We start from the raw sequence: 14,923 nt of genomic DNA on the forward strand, positions 1-14,923 counted from the left end.
GTCTTTGCTAAAGCAAAGGCCTAGTCGGAGCTGGGTGAGGGGTGGGCGCTCGCGAAGCGAGCGCGCGAGCCTTTGGGCTCGCTCAACCCCTCACCCAAGCTGCGCTAGCCAGCAGGCTGGCAAGCTGCGCTAACCCTCTCCCCTGTCCAGGGGAGAGGGGAGGAAGAAGCAATGCTGAATGCCGATCCGACCTAGGTTCCGACATGTGGCCGGAATGTCATGGCAAGACGGGAGCCCGCCGCCACGCGGCCGGGCTCCCATGGCCGATTCAGCCGATCGCTTCGAGTACGGCGGCGCGCAGTTCGGGAATGCCCAGCCCGCCCTCGCTGGAGGTGGCGAGGATCTCGGGATGCGCTGCGGCCCGCTTGCGAGCCTCCGCCTCGGTCCGCTCGACGACGGCGGCCAGTTCGCTCGCCTTCACCTTGTCCGCCTTGGTCAGGACGATGCGATAGCTGACCGCCGCGCGGTCGAGCATCTCCAGGATCTCGCGATCGACCTCCTTGATGCCGTGACGCGAGTCGATCAGCACCAATGCGCGCTTCAGCGCCTGCCGTCCGCGCAGGAAGTCGTTCACCAGGAATCGCCACTGCTTGACCATGTCCTTGGGCGCCTTGGCAAAGCCATAGCCCGGCATGTCGACCAGCCGCAGCGTCGGCGGCGTGCCGACGTCGAAGAAGTTCAGCTCCTGCGTCCGGCCCGGCGTGTTCGAGGTGCGGGCCAGGCCGTTGCGGTTGGTCATCGCGTTGAGCAGCGACGACTTGCCGACGTTCGACCGGCCCGCCACCGCGACTTCCGGCACGATCGGATCGGGCAGGAATTTCAGCGCGGGCGCGGACTTCAGGAACGAGACGGGACCGGCGAACAGCTTGCGCGCCGACTCGACCAGCTCCTCCGAAAAACCGGTCGGCTCTTCGGAGGGGAGGGGGGTGGGAAGCTCGCTCACTTGGCGACCGGCTGCTTCAGGCCCGGATGGCGGGCATAGAGCAGGCGCTGCTGCAGGATCGAGATGCAGTTGGTCGTGATCCAGTAGACCTGAAGGCCGACCGCGAACGGCGCCATCACGAACATCAGCACCCAGGGCAGGATCGCGAAGACCTGCTTCTGCGCATCGTCCATCGGCTGCGGGTTCATCTTGAACTGGAAGTACATCGAGATGCCCAGCAGGATCGGCACCACGCCGATCGCGATGAAGTGCGGGGGCACGAAGGGCAGCAGGCCGAACAGGTTGACCGGGGTCAGCGGATCGGGGGCGGACAGGTCCTTGATCCAGGCGACGAACGGCTGGTGCCGCATCTCGATCGTCAGCATCAGCACCTTGTAGAGCGCATAGAAGATCGGGATCTGGATCAGCGTGGGCAGGCAGCCCGCCAGCGGATTGACCTTCTCCTGCTTGTAGAGGGCCATGACCTCCTGCTGCATCCGGACCTTGTCGTCCTTGAACCGCTCCTGCAGCGCCTTCATCTTGGGCTGCACCGCGCGCATCGCCGCCATCGAGGCGAACTGGCGCTGCGCGATCGGGAACATCAGCGCGCGGATGGTGACGGTCAGCAGGATGATCGCGACGCCGAAATTGCCGACCAGGCGGAACAGCCAGTCGAGATAATAGAAGATCGGCTTTTCGAGGACCCGCAGATAGCCCCAGTCGAGCGCGTAATCGAGCTTCGTCGCGCCTTCCTTGTCGGTATAGCGGTCGAGCAGCGCGACTTCCTTGGCGCCCGCGAAGAAACGGGTCGTCTGGGTGATCTGCTTGCCCGGCGCCAGCGTTTGCGGCTGGAGCGTATAGTCGGCCTGATAGGTCTGGCCCGCGCCCGCGCGGAACTGGCCGTCAAAGGCCTTGGACTGGTCGGGGATCAGCGTCGCCAGCCAGTATTTGTCGGTAAAGCCCAGCCAGCCGCCGGTGGTGGTGAAGCGGGTCGGGGCCTTGTCCAGATCCTTCCAGTTGGGGCCATAATGCGCGGTGCCGTCATTGACCGACATCGGGCCGACATGGATCGTCCAAGTGTCCGGATCGGCCGAGATGCCGCGATTGACATAGCCGTATGCCGCGACCGGCACGGCCGCATTGCCGCCGTTCGCCACCGTCTGCTGGACGGTGAACATATAATCCTTGTCGACCGACAGGGTGATCTGGAAACGCTGGCCGGTCGCGTTGGCGGCGGTCAGCGTGACCGGCTGGCCGGGGCGCAGCACGGGCGCGCTGGCGGTCCAGACGGCATCGGCGGCGGGCGGGTTCAGCCCGTCGGTGCGCCAGCCGAAACCGGCGAAATAGGCACCCTGCGCGCCGGCGGGCGACAACAGGCGGATCGGCGGCGAATCCTTGGCGACCGTTTCCTTATAGTCGAGCAGGACGAGGTCATCGATCCGCGCGCCCTTCAGGTTGATTGAGCCCTTCAGGCGCGGCGTTTCGATCGCCACGCGCGGGGTTTCGGCCAGCACGACGCGGCGGTCGCGAATCGCCGAGGGCGTCGTCGCGGTCGGATTGGCCGTCGAGTTGGCCACCGGCACCTGCTTGCCGTCGACGATCTTCGTCGCGGGCGGGTTGCTCGGGAAGAACTTGTTCTGGATGAGCGGCCATCCGAACAGGATCAGCGCCGCGATCACCGCGAACACGACGAAATTCTTGCGGTCTTGGTTCACGTGGAAACCCCAGTTGTGACGCCAGTTACGTCAGGGGACCGGGTCGGGTCCGTGCCCGCCCCAGGGATGGCACCGCGCAATGCGCTTGAGCGCCAACCAGCCCCCTTTGACCGCGCCATAGCGGCCAATGGCCTGTATTGCATAGGCCGAACAGGATGGTTGATAGCGGCAAGTGGGCGGTAAAATGAGCGACGGGCCGAGTTGCCAGCCCCGCGCGATCAGAATCAAGGCCCGCGCGAACAGGGTCACGCGGGCTCCTGAGACGGTGTAGCGGGCTGGCGATGCGCGCCGCCGCGGGGGCTGCGCCCCTTGCCGCGACCATGATGCACGCGCGGTTCGCGCGGTTTCTGGTCGCCGCCGGTGTCGGGCGAGGCGGCGCGGGTCAGCGCCTTGGCCAGCTCGGCGGTGAGGGCGGCATAATCGCGCTCGATCCCGCCTTGCCGTCCGATCAGGACATGATCGGCGCCCGCAATGCCCTTTACCGGCAAAAGATCGCGCGCGAGCGCCCGCAACCGGCGTTTCATCCGGTTGCGAACGACCGCGTTGCCGATCTTCTTGGTGACGGTGAAGCCGACGCGAATCGTGGCCTCACCATCGTCACGCGGGCGAACCTGCAGCACGAAGCCGGGCATCGCCACGCGTCGCCCGCCATTGGCCGCGAGGAAGTCGCGGCGGCGGGTCAGCGTCGTGATTACGCCGACAGCTTCTTGCGGCCGCGCGCGCGACGCGCCCGGATCACCGCACGGCCACCGGGGGTCGCCATCCGCGCACGGAAGCCGTGACGGCGAGCGCGCACCAGGTTGCTGGGCTGAAAGGTCCGCTTCATCGTTCATTCCTTGGATACGTCTGAATAACAAACGGCCGCCACGAGGACGGCCTTGGTGGCAAGCCGCTTACGCAAAGCGGGGTTTCAAGTCAATCCGCCGCACGCGATACCCGTACACCCGTCGCCCCTTGCGATCGGGCGGCATCCTTTGCAGGAAGCATAAGCGGGCAGGGGAGCGTCCGTACAGGGGGATTTGCATGGCGACGATCGTGTCCACGGTGGCCTATCTGGGGCTGGAGGCGCGTGCGGTCGAGGTGCAGGTCCAACTGATCGCCGGACTGCCCGCCTTCAACCTGGTGGGCCTCGCCGACAAGGCGGTGGGCGAAAGCCGGGAGCGGGTGCGCGCCGCGATCGCCGCGATGGGCCTGGCCCTGCCGCCCAAGCGGATCGCGGTGAACCTGTCGCCCGCCGACCTGCCCAAGGAAGGATCGCATTTCGACCTGCCGATCGCGCTCGCCCTGCTGGCGGCGATGGGCGTGATCGATGCCGAGTTGCTGGCCGATCATGTCGTGGTCGGTGAGCTGGCGCTGGACGGGCGGATCGGGCCGTCGCCGGGGGTGTTGCTGGCCGCGCTCCATGCGGGGTCGCTCGACAAAGGGCTGATCTGTCCCGCCGCGCAAGGCGCCGAGGCGAGCTGGGCCGGGGGCGGGGCGGTGATCGCCGCGCCCGACCTGCTGTCGCTGATCAACCATCTCAAGGGGCATTCGCTGCTGCCCATGCCGCAGGGCGGGGTGGTCGAGGACGGCGTGCCCGGCCCCGACCTGTCGCAGGTGAAGGGCCAGGAAAATGCCCGCCGCGCGCTGGAGATCGCGGCGGCGGGTGGTCACAACCTGTTGATGAGCGGCCCGCCGGGGTCGGGCAAGTCGCTGATGGCGGCGTGCCTGCCCGGCATCCTACCGCCGCTCGATGCGGCCGAGGCGCTCGAGGTGTCCATGGTCCAGTCGGTCGCCGGGACGCTGGCTGGAGGACGGCTGACCCGCACGCGTCCGTTCCGCGCGCCGCATCACTCGGCCTCGATGGCGGCGCTGACCGGCGGCGGGTTGAAGGCGAGGCCGGGCGAGGTGAGCCTGGCGCATCTGGGCGTCCTGTTCCTCGACGAGCTGCCCGAATTCCAGCGCGCCGTGCTCGATTCGCTCCGCCAGCCGCTCGAGACGGGCACGGTCAGCATCGCGCGCGCCAACGCCCATGTGACCTTTCCGGCGCGGGTCCAGCTGGTCGCGGCGATGAACCCGTGTCGCTGCGGCCATCTGGGCGACGCGGCGCTTGCTTGTGCCAGGGCGCCGCGCTGTGCGGCGGATTATCAGGCCAAGATTTCCGGGCCGCTGCTCGACCGCATCGACCTGTCCGTCGAGGTCCAGCCGGTCCGCGCCATCGACCTGTTCGCCCCCGCCGCCGCCGAATCGTCCGCGATCGTCGCCCAAAGGGTCGCCGCCGCCCGCGCGCGCCAGACCCAGCGCTATCGCGACGCCCCGGTCACGATCCGCACCAATGCCGAGGCCGATGGCGCCTGGCTCGAACGCTGGGCCACCCCGGACGAGTCGGGCCGCGCCTTGCTGGTCGAGGCGGCGGAGCGGATTCGCCTGACCGCGCGGGGCTATACCCGCGTCCTGCGCGTCGCCCGGACGATCGCCGACCTGGCGGGGGTGGAGCAGGTGGGCCGCATCCATGTCGCCGAAGCGCTCAGCTATCGCCAGCGTCCGCCGGTGAATTGATCGGCCTGCGGCATAAGGGGCGATATTGCCGACAATCCCCGCTTGCGCGACGCATCACCCTCGTCTAGCAGCACCCCTTCGCTGCCCCTGTGGCGAAATTGGTAGACGCATTCGACTCAAAATCGAACGCCGCAAGGCATGCTGGTTCGAGTCCGGCCAGGGGCACCACTTTCCCAAGCTTTTGAAGAGGCTGGGTATTTCGCGGAAATCGCTGCTTGTGACGAGTGCCTGCTACAATCGTGGCGAGGCAAGGACGAGCCCGTACCTGCTCAAGCGTGATGATGGCTCCTGTTATTTCCGGCGGTCGATACCGTCTGGTGTTCACTCCTGCATCTGGTGGATCAGGTCGGCGATGAACCGATCCGGCTCTGAGATCCGGATCCTGGCGATGTATTTTAAGGGTATGAGCGCGCTGAGCGTCTTGAGCCGGCGGGCGAAATTATAGGCAGCCATGGAAGTCGGCGAGGGGCGTCCGCAGCTGGTTATGACTGTCACAACGGATGCGTTTGACGGTCGCCATTCTCGATAGTGCGGTTCATCCGCTCGACTGGCGCGCTGGTCCAGGGAGGGTTCGGTTAGGTGGCTGGTGCTCGATGTCGGTGCTTCGCAAATCCTGTCGAAGCGCATCTGGCGGGGCCAAGCGGTGTTTCAGTTACGAGGCTGCTTGGCGAACTAGGCCGTAGACTCATAAGCTCGCAGCCACAGCCGCATGGAGGCGAACTGGATCATGGCAAGGAAGTTGGTGGCGAGCTTGTCGTAGCGGGTGGCGACACGGCGGAAGTGCTTCAGCTTGGAGAAGAACCGCTCGACGAGGTTGCGCTCGCGGTACAGCCGCTTGCTGAAGCACGGCTTCCACTTGCGATTGCTCTTCGGCGGGATGTTGTGCGTGGCACCCTGGTCCTGGATCAGTTCGCGGATGCGGTCGGCGTCGTAGGCTTTGTCGGCGAGCACGATCGTGCGCGGGCCGAGGTGGTCGAGCAACGTGTCGGCGATCTGCCCGTCGTGGGTTTGCCCGGCGGTCAAGCCAAGCCGGATCGGGAGGCCTTGCGCATCGACGACCACGTGGATCTTGGTCGTAAGCCCGCCGCGTGATCGACCGAGACAGTGATCTGCACCCCCCTTTTTGCCGTCGCGGCCTGCTGGTGGACGCGAACGGAGGTGCTGTCGATCATCTGTATCTCGCCGTCGTGCGTGGCGGTAATGGCATCCATCGGCCGATCCCAGATGCCCGCCTTTCGCCATCGCACGAAGCGGTTGTCGCAGGTGGTCTGCGGACCGTACGGATCGCAGAATGAGGGGACTTCGGCCCAGTCTTCAGATCCTCGACAGTTACCCGCTTGCGCCCCTTCGCAACCGTCTTGGGATTGATTCCAAGTTCGAAAGCTGACCGTCGCTAACGAAGCTTGGCCCGCTATATTGCTGTCCGGACGGCGTGCGTGGCCGTGGCGTTACCCATGACGCACCTTTCACATACGGCCTTTCTCTATTTCAACGAACGGATGCATCATCAAACCGTGGGACCAATCACCTAGAGCGTTTTCCGGCCGACCTGAGTCGAAGGGGGATTCCCATGGCCGAGCTGATCTGATTCACGGTGCTGGCTGGATGGAGGCCGGCATTGATGGGCAAGCCGTTGTCGATGGATCTACGATCGCGAGCGCTGGCCGCGGTTGACGAGGGGATGAGTTGCCGGGCTGCGGCGGTGCGGTTCGGTGTGGCGGCCGCGACGGTGATCCGGTGGCACGACCAGCGCCGCAGCACGGGCACCTATGCCGCCAAGCCGCAGGGCGGGGACACGCGGTCGCGGCGGATCGAAGCCGCATGCGCCCACGATCCTGGCGCTGCACGAAGCGCGTCGCGACATCACGCTGGACGAGCTGCGTCGCGAGCTGGGTCAGGCGGGCGTGACGGTGGCGATCTCGACGCTGCACCGCTTCTTTGCCCGTCACGGGATCACGCGCAAAAAAAGACCGGGCATGCGATCGAGCAGGATCGCGCCGACGTCCTGAGTGCGCGTGAGGACTGGTTTGATGGCCAGCTCGACCTCGACCCTGCGCGGCTCGTCTTCATCGACGAGACCTGGACGGCGACCAATATGACCCGCAGCCACGGCCGCTGCCGGCGGGGCGAGCGGCTGCGGATGGGTTACCCACATGGTCATCGCAAGACGACCACGCTGGTCGCTGGCCTGCGCATGACCGGCATGATCGCGCCGATGGTGCTCGACGGCCCGATCAACGGCGACTGGTTCGAGGCCTACGTCCGACAGGTTCTCGTGCCCGACCTCGGACGCGGCGACGTGGTCATCATGGACAACCTGTCCAGCCACAAGCGTGCCGGCGTCCGTGAAGCCATCGAAGCCGCAGGCGCCCGCCTCATGTTTCTCCCGCCCTACAGTCCCGACTTCAACCCGATCGAGAAGGCCTTCGCCCGCCTCAAGGCTATGCTGCGCAGGGCCGGCGAACGCACCGTGTCGGGCTTGTGGTCCCTCATCGGCAGGTTGGTCGATGATCTGGCCCCCGTTTCACCGGACGGATTCAGGCGGTTGCAGAAACCAGTGCGCGATGTTCGCGCGGTGAACGCATTTTGAGCCCTGAATGGGGGTGGTTGTCGTTGTAGTCCTCGATCCATCCGGCAAGCGATGTCAACGCGGTGGGAGCATCAGGCAGCGGCGAGACGCGGACGTAATCGCGCTTGAGGGTATGAACGAAGGCCTCCGAGATGCCGTTGGACTGCGGGCTGCGAACGGGCGTGAAGCAGGGTTTGAGGCCCAGCTGCCGGGCAAAGGTGCGTGTTTCGCGGGCAGTATAGGCCGAGCCGTTATCGGACAGCATCTCGACCGGCACGGGCGCGCGCATACCGCCGAAGCGGGTTTCCACGGCTTCCAGCATGATGTCGCGCACGTCCGAGCCGCTGATGCCCGCATTGGCGATCGCGCGCCAGGCGATGATCTCGCGGTCATGGGCGTCGATGATGAAGGCGCCGCGCACGACCTCGCCGTTCCAGCAGGTGAACTCGAAGCCGTCCGAGCACCAGCGCAGGTTCGAGCGGATCGCCACCACGACGCCGTCATGGCCATAGTCGGCCCGCTCGGTGTAGCGCCGCGCCAGCAGCAGGCGGTCCGCGGCCATGATGCGATAGACGCGCTTGTGATTGACCGGCGCCAGTCCTTCGGCGCGTTGCTGTCGATTGAGGACTGCCGCGATGCGGCGGTAGCCGTAGGTGGGCCGCTGCGCGGCGATCTGGCGTATGCGGGGCAGCAGGTCCGCGTCGTCGGCCTTGGCGTACGGCCCGCGCGTCCGGGTGCGGCCGGTCAGGCGGTCGTACACCGTCGAGCGCCCGACCCCGAGCGTCTTGGCGACCAGGCTCACCGGATAGTCTCCGGCAACGGCGAGTGCATGAGCAAGCTCGCTTTTTTTGGGCGTGAGCGCTCCAGCGCCTCCTTCAGGATCTCGACCTCCAGCGTCTTGCGGCCGAGCTGGCGCTCCAGTTCGCGGATGCGGGTCTCCATCTCGCGGACCTGGCGATTGCTGGTCACGTCGTCGTCGCCGGCGACCGCGACGCTCCCGCCCTCCAGCATCAGCCGCCGCCAGCGGTACAGCAGGTTCGGCGCCACGCCGTTGCGGCGTGCCACCACCGATATGCTCTCGCGACCATCGAGCGTCTCCTCGACGATCCTCAGCTTCTCAGGCGTGCTCCAGTGACGGCGACGACCGCCGTCGGTGATGATTTCGGACACGGACATAAGCCTATGCTTAGGGGATAGCCCCAAGCCTCCTTCTTAGGCTTGAATCCGTCCGGTCGAAATGGGGGCCAGCTCAGTCGATCTGTTCCAACCACAGGAATGCGCCAACTACTTCACCTCCTGTGGTTATGATCCAGACTGATCAGAATCCGCTCTAGAGGCTGTTATGGACTTGAGAGGTTTGCTGATTCATCCGAGGTGGGATGAGCATTTGCGGCAAGCCGTATCCATCTGACGTGAGCGACGAGGAATGGTTGCTGGTTGCACCGTACCTACTGCTGCAACGCGAGGATGCCGGGCAGCGGGAGCATGACCTGCGGGAGGTGTTCAACGGCCTTGGCTACATTGTTAAGACGGGCGCGCCATGGCGGTGGATGCCGAACGATCTGCCGCCCTGGGCAGCTGTGTACCAGCAGACACAGCGCTGGCTGGCGGCGGGCTGCTTCGAGGCGCTGGTGGACGACTTGCGCGCGGTGCTGCGGCTGTCAGCGGGGCACAAGGCCGAGCCGACCGCTGCGATCATCGACAGCCGGACGCTTCGATCGACGCCCGAGAGTGGCGAGCGGGCCGGCTATGACGGGGCCAAGCGCAAGAAGGGCTCGAAGATCCCCATGGCCGTCGATACGCTGGGCCATCTGCTGGCCCTCCATGTCACGCCAGCCAGCGCCGAGGATCGCGGCGAGGTGGAGCGGCTCGCCCGCACCGTACAGGCGGTCACCGGCGACACGGTCGAGCTGGCCTGGGTGGACCAGGGCTATACCGGCGGGCGGGCCGCCGATGCCGCAGCCTTGCACGGCATCGCGCTCGAAGTCGTCAAACTGCCGCAGGCCAAGCGCGGCTTTGTTCTCCTGCCGCGCCGCTGGGTCGTCGAGCGGTCATTCGCCTGGGCAACCCGCTTCCGCCGTCTCGTCAAAGACTATGAACGCTATGCTCAAACACTCGCCGGACTTCACGTCGTCGCTTTCGCCTGCATCATGATGAAGCAGGCTGCCGCGTTCGCCGCAGGTTCATAACAGCCTCTAGTGATGAGGGCGATTGTTGGGCTGAATTCGCCCAGTCCTGGGGCGATCGAGATCCGCAATTGCGGATGCGGCAAGCAGGAAAGCGCCGACTCCGTAATATTGCGTATCGGATGGTAAGACCTTGTCTGGACGGTCGCTGACCTGCTGCACCCAACCCAGCCGTCCGTCGGGCTGGATCGCCCGGGTGAGCGCGTTCCAGCCGCGAATGGCCGCCGGGCGATAGGTTGCTCGGTCCAGCAGTCCAGACCGGATGCCCCAGGCAAAACCATAGGTGAAGAAGCCGGTCCCGCTCGTCTCGGGCGGCGCGTTTTCCGGCGCGAGCAGCGACGGGCTCCAATAGCCGTCGGCCCTTTGTAACGTCAGAAGCTTGGCCGCCATTTCACGGAACAGCGCTTCCATATGCTTGCGGTCTGGGCTCCCGACTGGAAGGTATGGAATGATCCGCGCCATGCCGCCAAAGACCCAGCCATTCCCTCGTGCCCAGAACTGCTTGCGATCCCGGTCGTCGCGTCGTTCGAAGAAGCGACTGTCGCGGTAGTAAAGATGCTCGACCGGATCGAACAGAAAGTCGGTCGTTGCCCAGAATTCCTTCATGGCAAAGGCGCGATATTTGATATTGCCCGTCTGGTTCGTCATTTCCACGAAAGCGGGTGGGGCCATGAACAGGGCATCGCACCAGCACCAGCGATCAAGGCATTCGGTCGCGCCATAGCCACCGTTCTTTGGAACGGCAAAGGCCAGGGTGGTGACCGCCGGCTTGTCTATGACGCGATCAAAAACGATGCGGGTCGGCGCGCGTGCAGCAGCACCCGCGCCGCGTCGGGCCGCCCATAGATAGGCCTGAGCGATCGTATGATCATCGGCGAAATACGGGCGGTGGCCCGGAGTCCACTGATTGCGCTCACCCATCTCAAAAAGGGCCTGCTTCATGCGTAGCGGGGCGCCGGGCATATCAGCGAGCGCCGTCATGCCGACCCAGAAAACGGCCTGTTCCCAAGCACGGGGATTGCGGGTTTCGCCGGTTGCCTTTTCGATGTGGCGGGGGGCCAGCCGGGCGAGTTGCCAGTCTGCAAGGCGTACCGCCGTATCGCGAACCACAACCGGATCGATCGTGTCCGCCGAAGCCGCCGCGAGTGGGGCGGCCATGGCGCAAGTCAGCGCGGCCAAGGGGTAGAAGCGGAAACGGCTCAATGATTGTCCCTCCCTGATCGTCGTTGCGCGATGGCGGCTTGGTCATGGCAGGCCAGTTGGATGTCGCGGGCGATTGCATCCTTGATCCGGATTACGCACGGAATCCGCACAACATGGCAAAATTCATAGGATAACTTTGGGTGGGCCCACCTCAGGGTGTGTTGGCAGGCGGCTGCGCTTCCAGTTCCACATCGCTAAGTTCCGAATGGCGGTTGAGGCTTTCCTGCATATGGTCCCATGCCGCTTGCCGTGCGCGCGGTACGTCCATCCGCGTTATGGCATCCAATATGGCCTCATGCTCGGCGCGCACCTTTGCGACATAGGCCTGATGCGCGTCGTCCGGCTGATCGCGCAGATAGAGGTTGCGGGGCGGAACGAGCCGAAGGCCGAGAAAGTCGATAAGGCGAACGAAATAGTCGTTGCGGGTCGCACGCGCGATGGCGAGGTGGAACTGGACATCGGCGGCGGCTGCGGCGATCGGATCATCGCTAACCTGTGCCATGTGACGCAAGGCGATCCGCATAGCGGCAATATCTTCGGTCGATCGACGCGCCGCCGCGAAAGCGGCCATCTCGGTCTCGATCGCCAATCGGGTTTCCAAGAGCCGGATGACATCGGCCAATTCCGATAGTTCGTTACGGGTCACCTGGAATGCGCGGTAGCGGGCGTCCTCGGCAACATAGACGCCAGACCCTTGCCGGGCCACGACCAGTCCCTGGGCTTCCAGTCGCGCAACGGCTTCGCGGACGACCGTTCGGCTGACCTCCTCGGATTCCGCAATCGCCTTTTGCGTGGGCATCTGCTCGCCGGGCTGCAAAGCACCGGAGAGAATGCTGGCTTCCAGCTTTGCAAATAGCTCGTCTGCCATAGAAGCGGCCTTGGCCATCGAAGATTCCTGCTAAGCCGTGTTTGTCATATCAATATGCCGTTGCGTCCCATTGGTCCAGTCATGTGGGGCGGTGGCCGCTCTCAATAACCAACCGGATAGTCCTTGCGGAAATCCTCGCCGGAATAGGCGCGTCGCATGGTCCACGGCATAGCGGGCGACGCCCAATAGGTATCGGTTGCTGGCAATCCCAGGGCAATCAATCCTTCGGACGCGATATACATGCTCCCGGCGTTGGAATACCAGTCGCCCAATGTCGGCTGGGCGCGGGTGAAGCCGATGGTCATGAAGCCCTGCGCATTGAAATTCGAGGGGTCGGCAAAGATGCGCCGTGCCGCTGCCACCGTCGCCGCTCGCACTTGCGGCGCGGGCAGCGCTTCGGGCAACCAATGGCGCCATGCCAGCACGCCCAGAACCTGATGCGCCGCGATGCGGTAAGTCAGCGAACGGCCGATCGCGGCATAGGCACCGTCCGGTCCGATCATGCGTTCGAGATGCTCCCCGAACCGCTTCATGCGCTTCAGGGCGCGGTCGAATTCGACTTGGGGTCGCAAGCTGTTGAACGAAGTCTTGTGCGTCGCCAGAGTTTCCAGGACCTGGACCATCATCGGATGGATCACATAGCTGTTGTAATAGTCATAATGGAAACTGTCGCCGTCCTTATACCAGCCGTCGCCTGCATACCAATCGCCTGCAAACAGCTTGACCGTCATGTCGACGCGCATGGGGTCCCAGTCCTCGCCGATCGACAAAAGGAAGATTTCGTTCATCGCGGCAAAGAGCAGCCAATTCTGATAGGGCGGCGAGATACGGCGAAGCCCCTTGATGGCCGAGACGATGCGCTGTTTGGTCTTGGCATCCAGCGGGTCCCAGAGACTTTTCGGCGCTCGTAGGAGCGCGCTGGTGAAGTAGGCGCTGTCGACCAGGGCTTGACCATGGCCTTCCCAGCCCAGTCGGTCCGGGCTGGCGGGGTCGACCGAATGGACATAGCTTTGCACCGCCTGTTCGCGCAAAATATGCCGCAACCGACTTTCGGCATCCTCGCCGTCAGGCAGTGCGAGCCAGGGCGCGATGCCATCGATCAGGCGCGCAAAGCCTTCCATATAGGATACTTTGGGATCGCGCTTGTCCCAGGTCGGGCTGAGTTCGGGTTTCCATTCGCTTTGCAGGCGCCCCGCCGACATGCGCGACAGGATCGGCGACGCCATCTTTTCTAACAGTCCTAGCATGAAGGCGCGGTCGGATACGCCGCTTGGCAGGAGCGCGGGCTTTGCCCCCTTTTCTCGCGACAATCCGGCCGATGGCAGCGATGCCGCCGCGCCGCCGCCCAAGACGGCACTCATGAACTCGCGTCGCTGCATGGATTTCCCCTTCGTCAACGGGCGGGAGGTGTGAAATCGAGATGTTCGCCTTCGGCATAACGGTGCCATTGGTCATGCGTGGAGAAGGCCCCCGCGCCGCGATCCCAGGCAGAGCCGGAATAATAAACAAAGGGGTGGCCGGGCGAGACGCGTACGAGAAACAGATGGTTGTCGAAGTCGCTACGCTGGTCGACGATCATCGCCGGATCGACCCGCAAGGCGATGGCCATCCGGCCATGCACCTGATCGCTGGGCCCCCACCAGGTCATGACGCCGTGGGGGCGATCGATCACGACGTGGCCATCGGACGCGCCTGTGGTCCTCTTGCCGATCCCGATGCCAACGATCAACGCCTCGGGCCGGTTCGAGGACAGGGTGGATACCATGCGAGTGAAATGCGTGCCGAGCGGCAGGGTGAACCGGCGGGTTTCCCAGACCCGGCGGTCAACTCCGACCGGCCAGGGCGCATACTCGACCACGAAGTCGGCCACATTGCCGCCGCTCTTCAGAATATGGTGGCGGACGAAGTTGCGTGACGTCCACAGCTTATTGTCCAGCCACACGCCGAGCCCGCCAGCCCCCCGTCCGGTGCCGACATTGTAGAAGTCGACGCCTTCGCCGTGATAGCTATGCTGGTCGCCGGTGCGAAGTTGCCGGTCGGCAAAAGGCCAGGGATATTGCTTGCCCCAGCTATCGATCCCGGACCCTGATGGCGGTTCCACCGCTTCCAGAGCATGCCCATATATGCGGTGCGCCGTACGGTCGTTTTCCCACAACAGATCATCGTGCCGATAATCGGCCAGCACGGCGACAGAGGCGGCCCGTCGATCGGGGGGAGGGGGTAGCGGCTTGTCAATCGGCATGACCGGCCCCGCCTGTTGCCCGTATGCCACCCCCGTTGCCGCCAGGGTCAGCAGAAGGGCTGGCATTGCCAGGCCCCGGCCTCGGTTCGGCCGCCCCTTCATCAGGCGAACCCTGTGCGTCGTGCCCGCTCTCATCGGACTATCCGCCACATTCTGCTTCAAGATGGGGCATGCTGACCGCGTATCATCAGTTCTTCCCACAATGTATCGCAGCACAAGCCCGGATCAAAACCGCAGCCTCATGCCGTAGCATGAGCAATTATCTCTTTTACTGCAATCTTATATGACAAACAGGATGCAGCGCTGCGGAGGGTTGTGCAAGAAAAAATCGTATAAATTAATATTATCGAGTAAATACAATAATTTAATGGGGTGTGGCGTGCTCGATCAGGTGTTCGCTGGACTTGCATTTGACGGGCGGTATGATTTGTATGATAGATTGTTAGGTGCAATTACTGAATCTCGGGGGGGTATTTGCCATGGCGTTAAAACCGCGTTGCCTCGTCGGCGGCGAAGGTGATCGCTGCATCAACCAGCGCAGGGATGGGCTTCTGTCTCCCAAAGGCGGTGCCTTGTTCATGGCGTTCGGCGAGCGTGGCTTCTCCGAATGGCTTTGCCCCCACCTTCTTCTCGATGGCGAAATTTGACGTCTCCACTCTGCGATATCTGTCCTTCGGGGC

The 14,923-nt window shown here is 64.4% G+C and carries 14 protein-coding genes, 1 tRNA gene and 3 pseudogenes; 6 read left to right on the plus strand and 12 right to left on the minus strand.

The features are described from left to right. Positions 1 to 268: 268 nt before the first annotated feature. From yihA to rpmH, 5 genes are read right to left on the minus strand one after another with little or no spacing between them, the layout of a single operon-like run. Positions 269 to 943 carry a ribosome biogenesis GTP-binding protein YihA/YsxC gene (gene yihA, locus QE385_RS17690; RefSeq protein ID WP_307104103.1) on the minus strand — a complete coding sequence of 225 codons (675 nt, stop codon included), beginning with the start codon at positions 941 to 943 and terminating at the stop codon, positions 269 to 271. Beyond that, positions 940 to 2,637, minus strand: coding sequence for a membrane protein insertase YidC (yidC, locus tag QE385_RS17695; protein ID WP_307104105.1), 1,698 nt, complete (start codon positions 2,635 to 2,637; stop codon positions 940 to 942). Before yidC ends, yihA begins: the two co-directional genes overlap by 4 nt. A 30-nt stretch (positions 2,638 to 2,667) precedes the next feature. Continuing rightward, positions 2,668 to 2,880: a membrane protein insertion efficiency factor YidD gene (gene yidD, locus QE385_RS17700; protein ID WP_042490341.1), complete on the minus strand. Its 213-nt coding sequence runs from the start codon at positions 2,878 to 2,880 to the stop codon at positions 2,668 to 2,670. A gap of 2 nt (positions 2,881 to 2,882) precedes the next feature. After that, positions 2,883 to 3,269 carry a ribonuclease P protein component gene (gene rnpA, locus QE385_RS17705; RefSeq protein WP_373424734.1) on the minus strand — a complete coding sequence of 129 codons (387 nt, stop codon included), beginning with the start codon at positions 3,267 to 3,269 and terminating at the stop codon, positions 2,883 to 2,885. A 59-nt stretch (positions 3,270 to 3,328) separates the two neighbouring features. Beyond that, the gene (gene rpmH, locus QE385_RS17710; protein ID WP_007404632.1) at positions 3,329 to 3,463 is read right to left on the minus strand and encodes a 50S ribosomal protein L34; all 135 of its coding nucleotides are present in this window, start codon (positions 3,461 to 3,463) and stop codon (positions 3,329 to 3,331) included. Positions 3,464 to 3,660: 197 nt separating this feature from the next. Here rpmH and QE385_RS17715 point away from each other — a divergent pair, with 197 nt between their 5' ends. After that, positions 3,661 to 5,175 (plus strand): YifB family Mg chelatase-like AAA ATPase, encoded by a 1,515-nt coding sequence (locus QE385_RS17715; RefSeq protein ID WP_307104107.1) that lies wholly within the window; start codon positions 3,661 to 3,663, stop codon positions 5,173 to 5,175. Positions 5,176 to 5,258: 83 nt separating this feature from the next. Next, positions 5,259 to 5,343, plus strand: a tRNA-Leu gene (locus QE385_RS17720). A 153-nt stretch (positions 5,344 to 5,496) separates the two neighbouring features. Here the strand turns inward: QE385_RS17720 and QE385_RS17725 are convergent. Both QE385_RS17725 and QE385_RS17730 read right to left on the minus strand, forming a co-directional pair. Further along, positions 5,497 to 5,741 (minus strand): annotated as a pseudogene (locus tag QE385_RS17725) (IS481 family transposase); the annotation flags it as partial. A gap of 106 nt (positions 5,742 to 5,847) precedes the next feature. Next, positions 5,848 to 6,458, minus strand: a pseudogene (locus tag QE385_RS17730) (IS5 family transposase); the annotation flags it as partial. Positions 6,459 to 6,796: 338 nt separating this feature from the next. On the opposite strand from QE385_RS17730, the pseudogene QE385_RS17735 reads away from it, so the two are divergent. Then, a pseudogene (locus QE385_RS17735) lies at positions 6,797 to 7,765 on the plus strand (IS630 family transposase). Here the strand turns inward: QE385_RS17735 and QE385_RS17740 are convergent. After that, positions 7,713 to 8,920, minus strand: a protein-coding gene (locus QE385_RS17740) for an IS3-like element ISGbe2 family transposase (RefSeq protein ID WP_307098189.1) whose coding sequence is annotated in 2 segments (ribosomal slippage) — positions 7,713 to 8,596 and positions 8,596 to 8,920 — 1,209 coding nt in all. Because the reading frame shifts where the segments join, the coding sequence is not laid out codon by codon here. The pseudogene QE385_RS17735 and the gene QE385_RS17740 sit on opposite strands and share 53 nt — an antisense overlap. A gap of 203 nt (positions 8,921 to 9,123) precedes the next feature. On the opposite strand from QE385_RS17740, the gene QE385_RS17745 reads away from it, so the two are divergent. After that, the gene (locus QE385_RS17745) at positions 9,124 to 9,933 is read left to right on the plus strand and encodes an IS5 family transposase (protein ID WP_307104109.1); all 810 of its coding nucleotides are present in this window, start codon (positions 9,124 to 9,126) and stop codon (positions 9,931 to 9,933) included. Between the two features lie 6 nt (positions 9,934 to 9,939). On the opposite strand, the gene QE385_RS17750 is transcribed toward QE385_RS17745, so the two are convergent. From QE385_RS17750 to QE385_RS17760, 3 genes are all read right to left on the minus strand, one after another. Further along, positions 9,940 to 11,133 carry a glycoside hydrolase family 105 protein gene (locus tag QE385_RS17750; protein WP_307104112.1) on the minus strand — a complete coding sequence of 398 codons (1,194 nt, stop codon included), beginning with the start codon at positions 11,131 to 11,133 and terminating at the stop codon, positions 9,940 to 9,942. A gap of 151 nt (positions 11,134 to 11,284) precedes the next feature. Beyond that, positions 11,285 to 12,019, minus strand: a complete 735-nt coding sequence (locus QE385_RS17755; protein WP_307104113.1) for a FadR/GntR family transcriptional regulator — start codon at positions 12,017 to 12,019, stop codon at positions 11,285 to 11,287. Between the two features lie 83 nt (positions 12,020 to 12,102). After that, the gene (locus QE385_RS17760; RefSeq protein WP_307104115.1) at positions 12,103 to 13,227 is read right to left on the minus strand and encodes a DUF2264 domain-containing protein; all 1,125 of its coding nucleotides are present in this window, start codon (positions 13,225 to 13,227) and stop codon (positions 12,103 to 12,105) included. A 19-nt stretch (positions 13,228 to 13,246) separates the two neighbouring features. Here QE385_RS17760 and QE385_RS17765 point away from each other — a divergent pair, with 19 nt between their 5' ends. After that, on the plus strand, positions 13,247 to 13,414 hold the full coding sequence (locus tag QE385_RS17765; protein ID WP_307104117.1) for a hypothetical protein: 168 nt from the start codon (positions 13,247 to 13,249) through the stop codon (positions 13,412 to 13,414). Here QE385_RS17765 and QE385_RS17770 read toward each other — a convergent pair. After that, positions 13,395 to 14,345, minus strand: a complete 951-nt coding sequence (locus QE385_RS17770) for a DUF4861 family protein (protein WP_307104119.1) — start codon at positions 14,343 to 14,345, stop codon at positions 13,395 to 13,397. The genes QE385_RS17765 and QE385_RS17770 overlap by 20 nt on opposite strands. A 344-nt stretch (positions 14,346 to 14,689) precedes the next feature. Here QE385_RS17770 and QE385_RS17775 point away from each other — a divergent pair, with 344 nt between their 5' ends. Next, positions 14,690 to 14,890, plus strand: coding sequence for a hypothetical protein (locus QE385_RS17775; RefSeq protein ID WP_307104121.1), 201 nt, complete (start codon positions 14,690 to 14,692; stop codon positions 14,888 to 14,890). Positions 14,891 to 14,923 lie beyond the last annotated feature (33 nt).

Source organism: Sphingomonas sp. SORGH_AS_0950 (assembly GCF_030818415.1).
Taxonomy (GTDB): domain Bacteria; phylum Pseudomonadota; class Alphaproteobacteria; order Sphingomonadales; family Sphingomonadaceae; genus Sphingomonas.

Coding starts and splice junctions, on each gene's coding strand:
- rnpA (WP_373424734.1), bottom strand. CDS start 3,269: ATGCCCGGCTTCGTGCTGCAGGTTCGCCCGCGTGACGATGGTGAGGCC.
- rpmH (WP_007404632.1), bottom strand. CDS start 3,463: ATGAAGCGGACCTTTCAGCCCAGCAACCTGGTGCGCGCTCGCCGTCAC.
- QE385_RS17715 (WP_307104107.1), top strand. CDS start 3,661: ATGGCGACGATCGTGTCCACGGTGGCCTATCTGGGGCTGGAGGCGCGT.
- QE385_RS17745 (WP_307104109.1), top strand. CDS start 9,124: ATGAGCATTTGCGGCAAGCCGTATCCATCTGACGTGAGCGACGAGGAA.
- QE385_RS17755 (WP_307104113.1), bottom strand. CDS start 12,019: ATGGCCAAGGCCGCTTCTATGGCAGACGAGCTATTTGCAAAGCTGGAA.
- QE385_RS17760 (WP_307104115.1), bottom strand. CDS start 13,227: ATGGCGTCGCCGATCCTGTCGCGCATGTCGGCGGGGCGCCTGCAAAGC.
- QE385_RS17765 (WP_307104117.1), top strand. CDS start 13,247: ATGAAGGCGCGGTCGGATACGCCGCTTGGCAGGAGCGCGGGCTTTGCC.
- QE385_RS17770 (WP_307104119.1), bottom strand. CDS start 14,345: ATGAAGGGGCGGCCGAACCGAGGCCGGGGCCTGGCAATGCCAGCCCTT.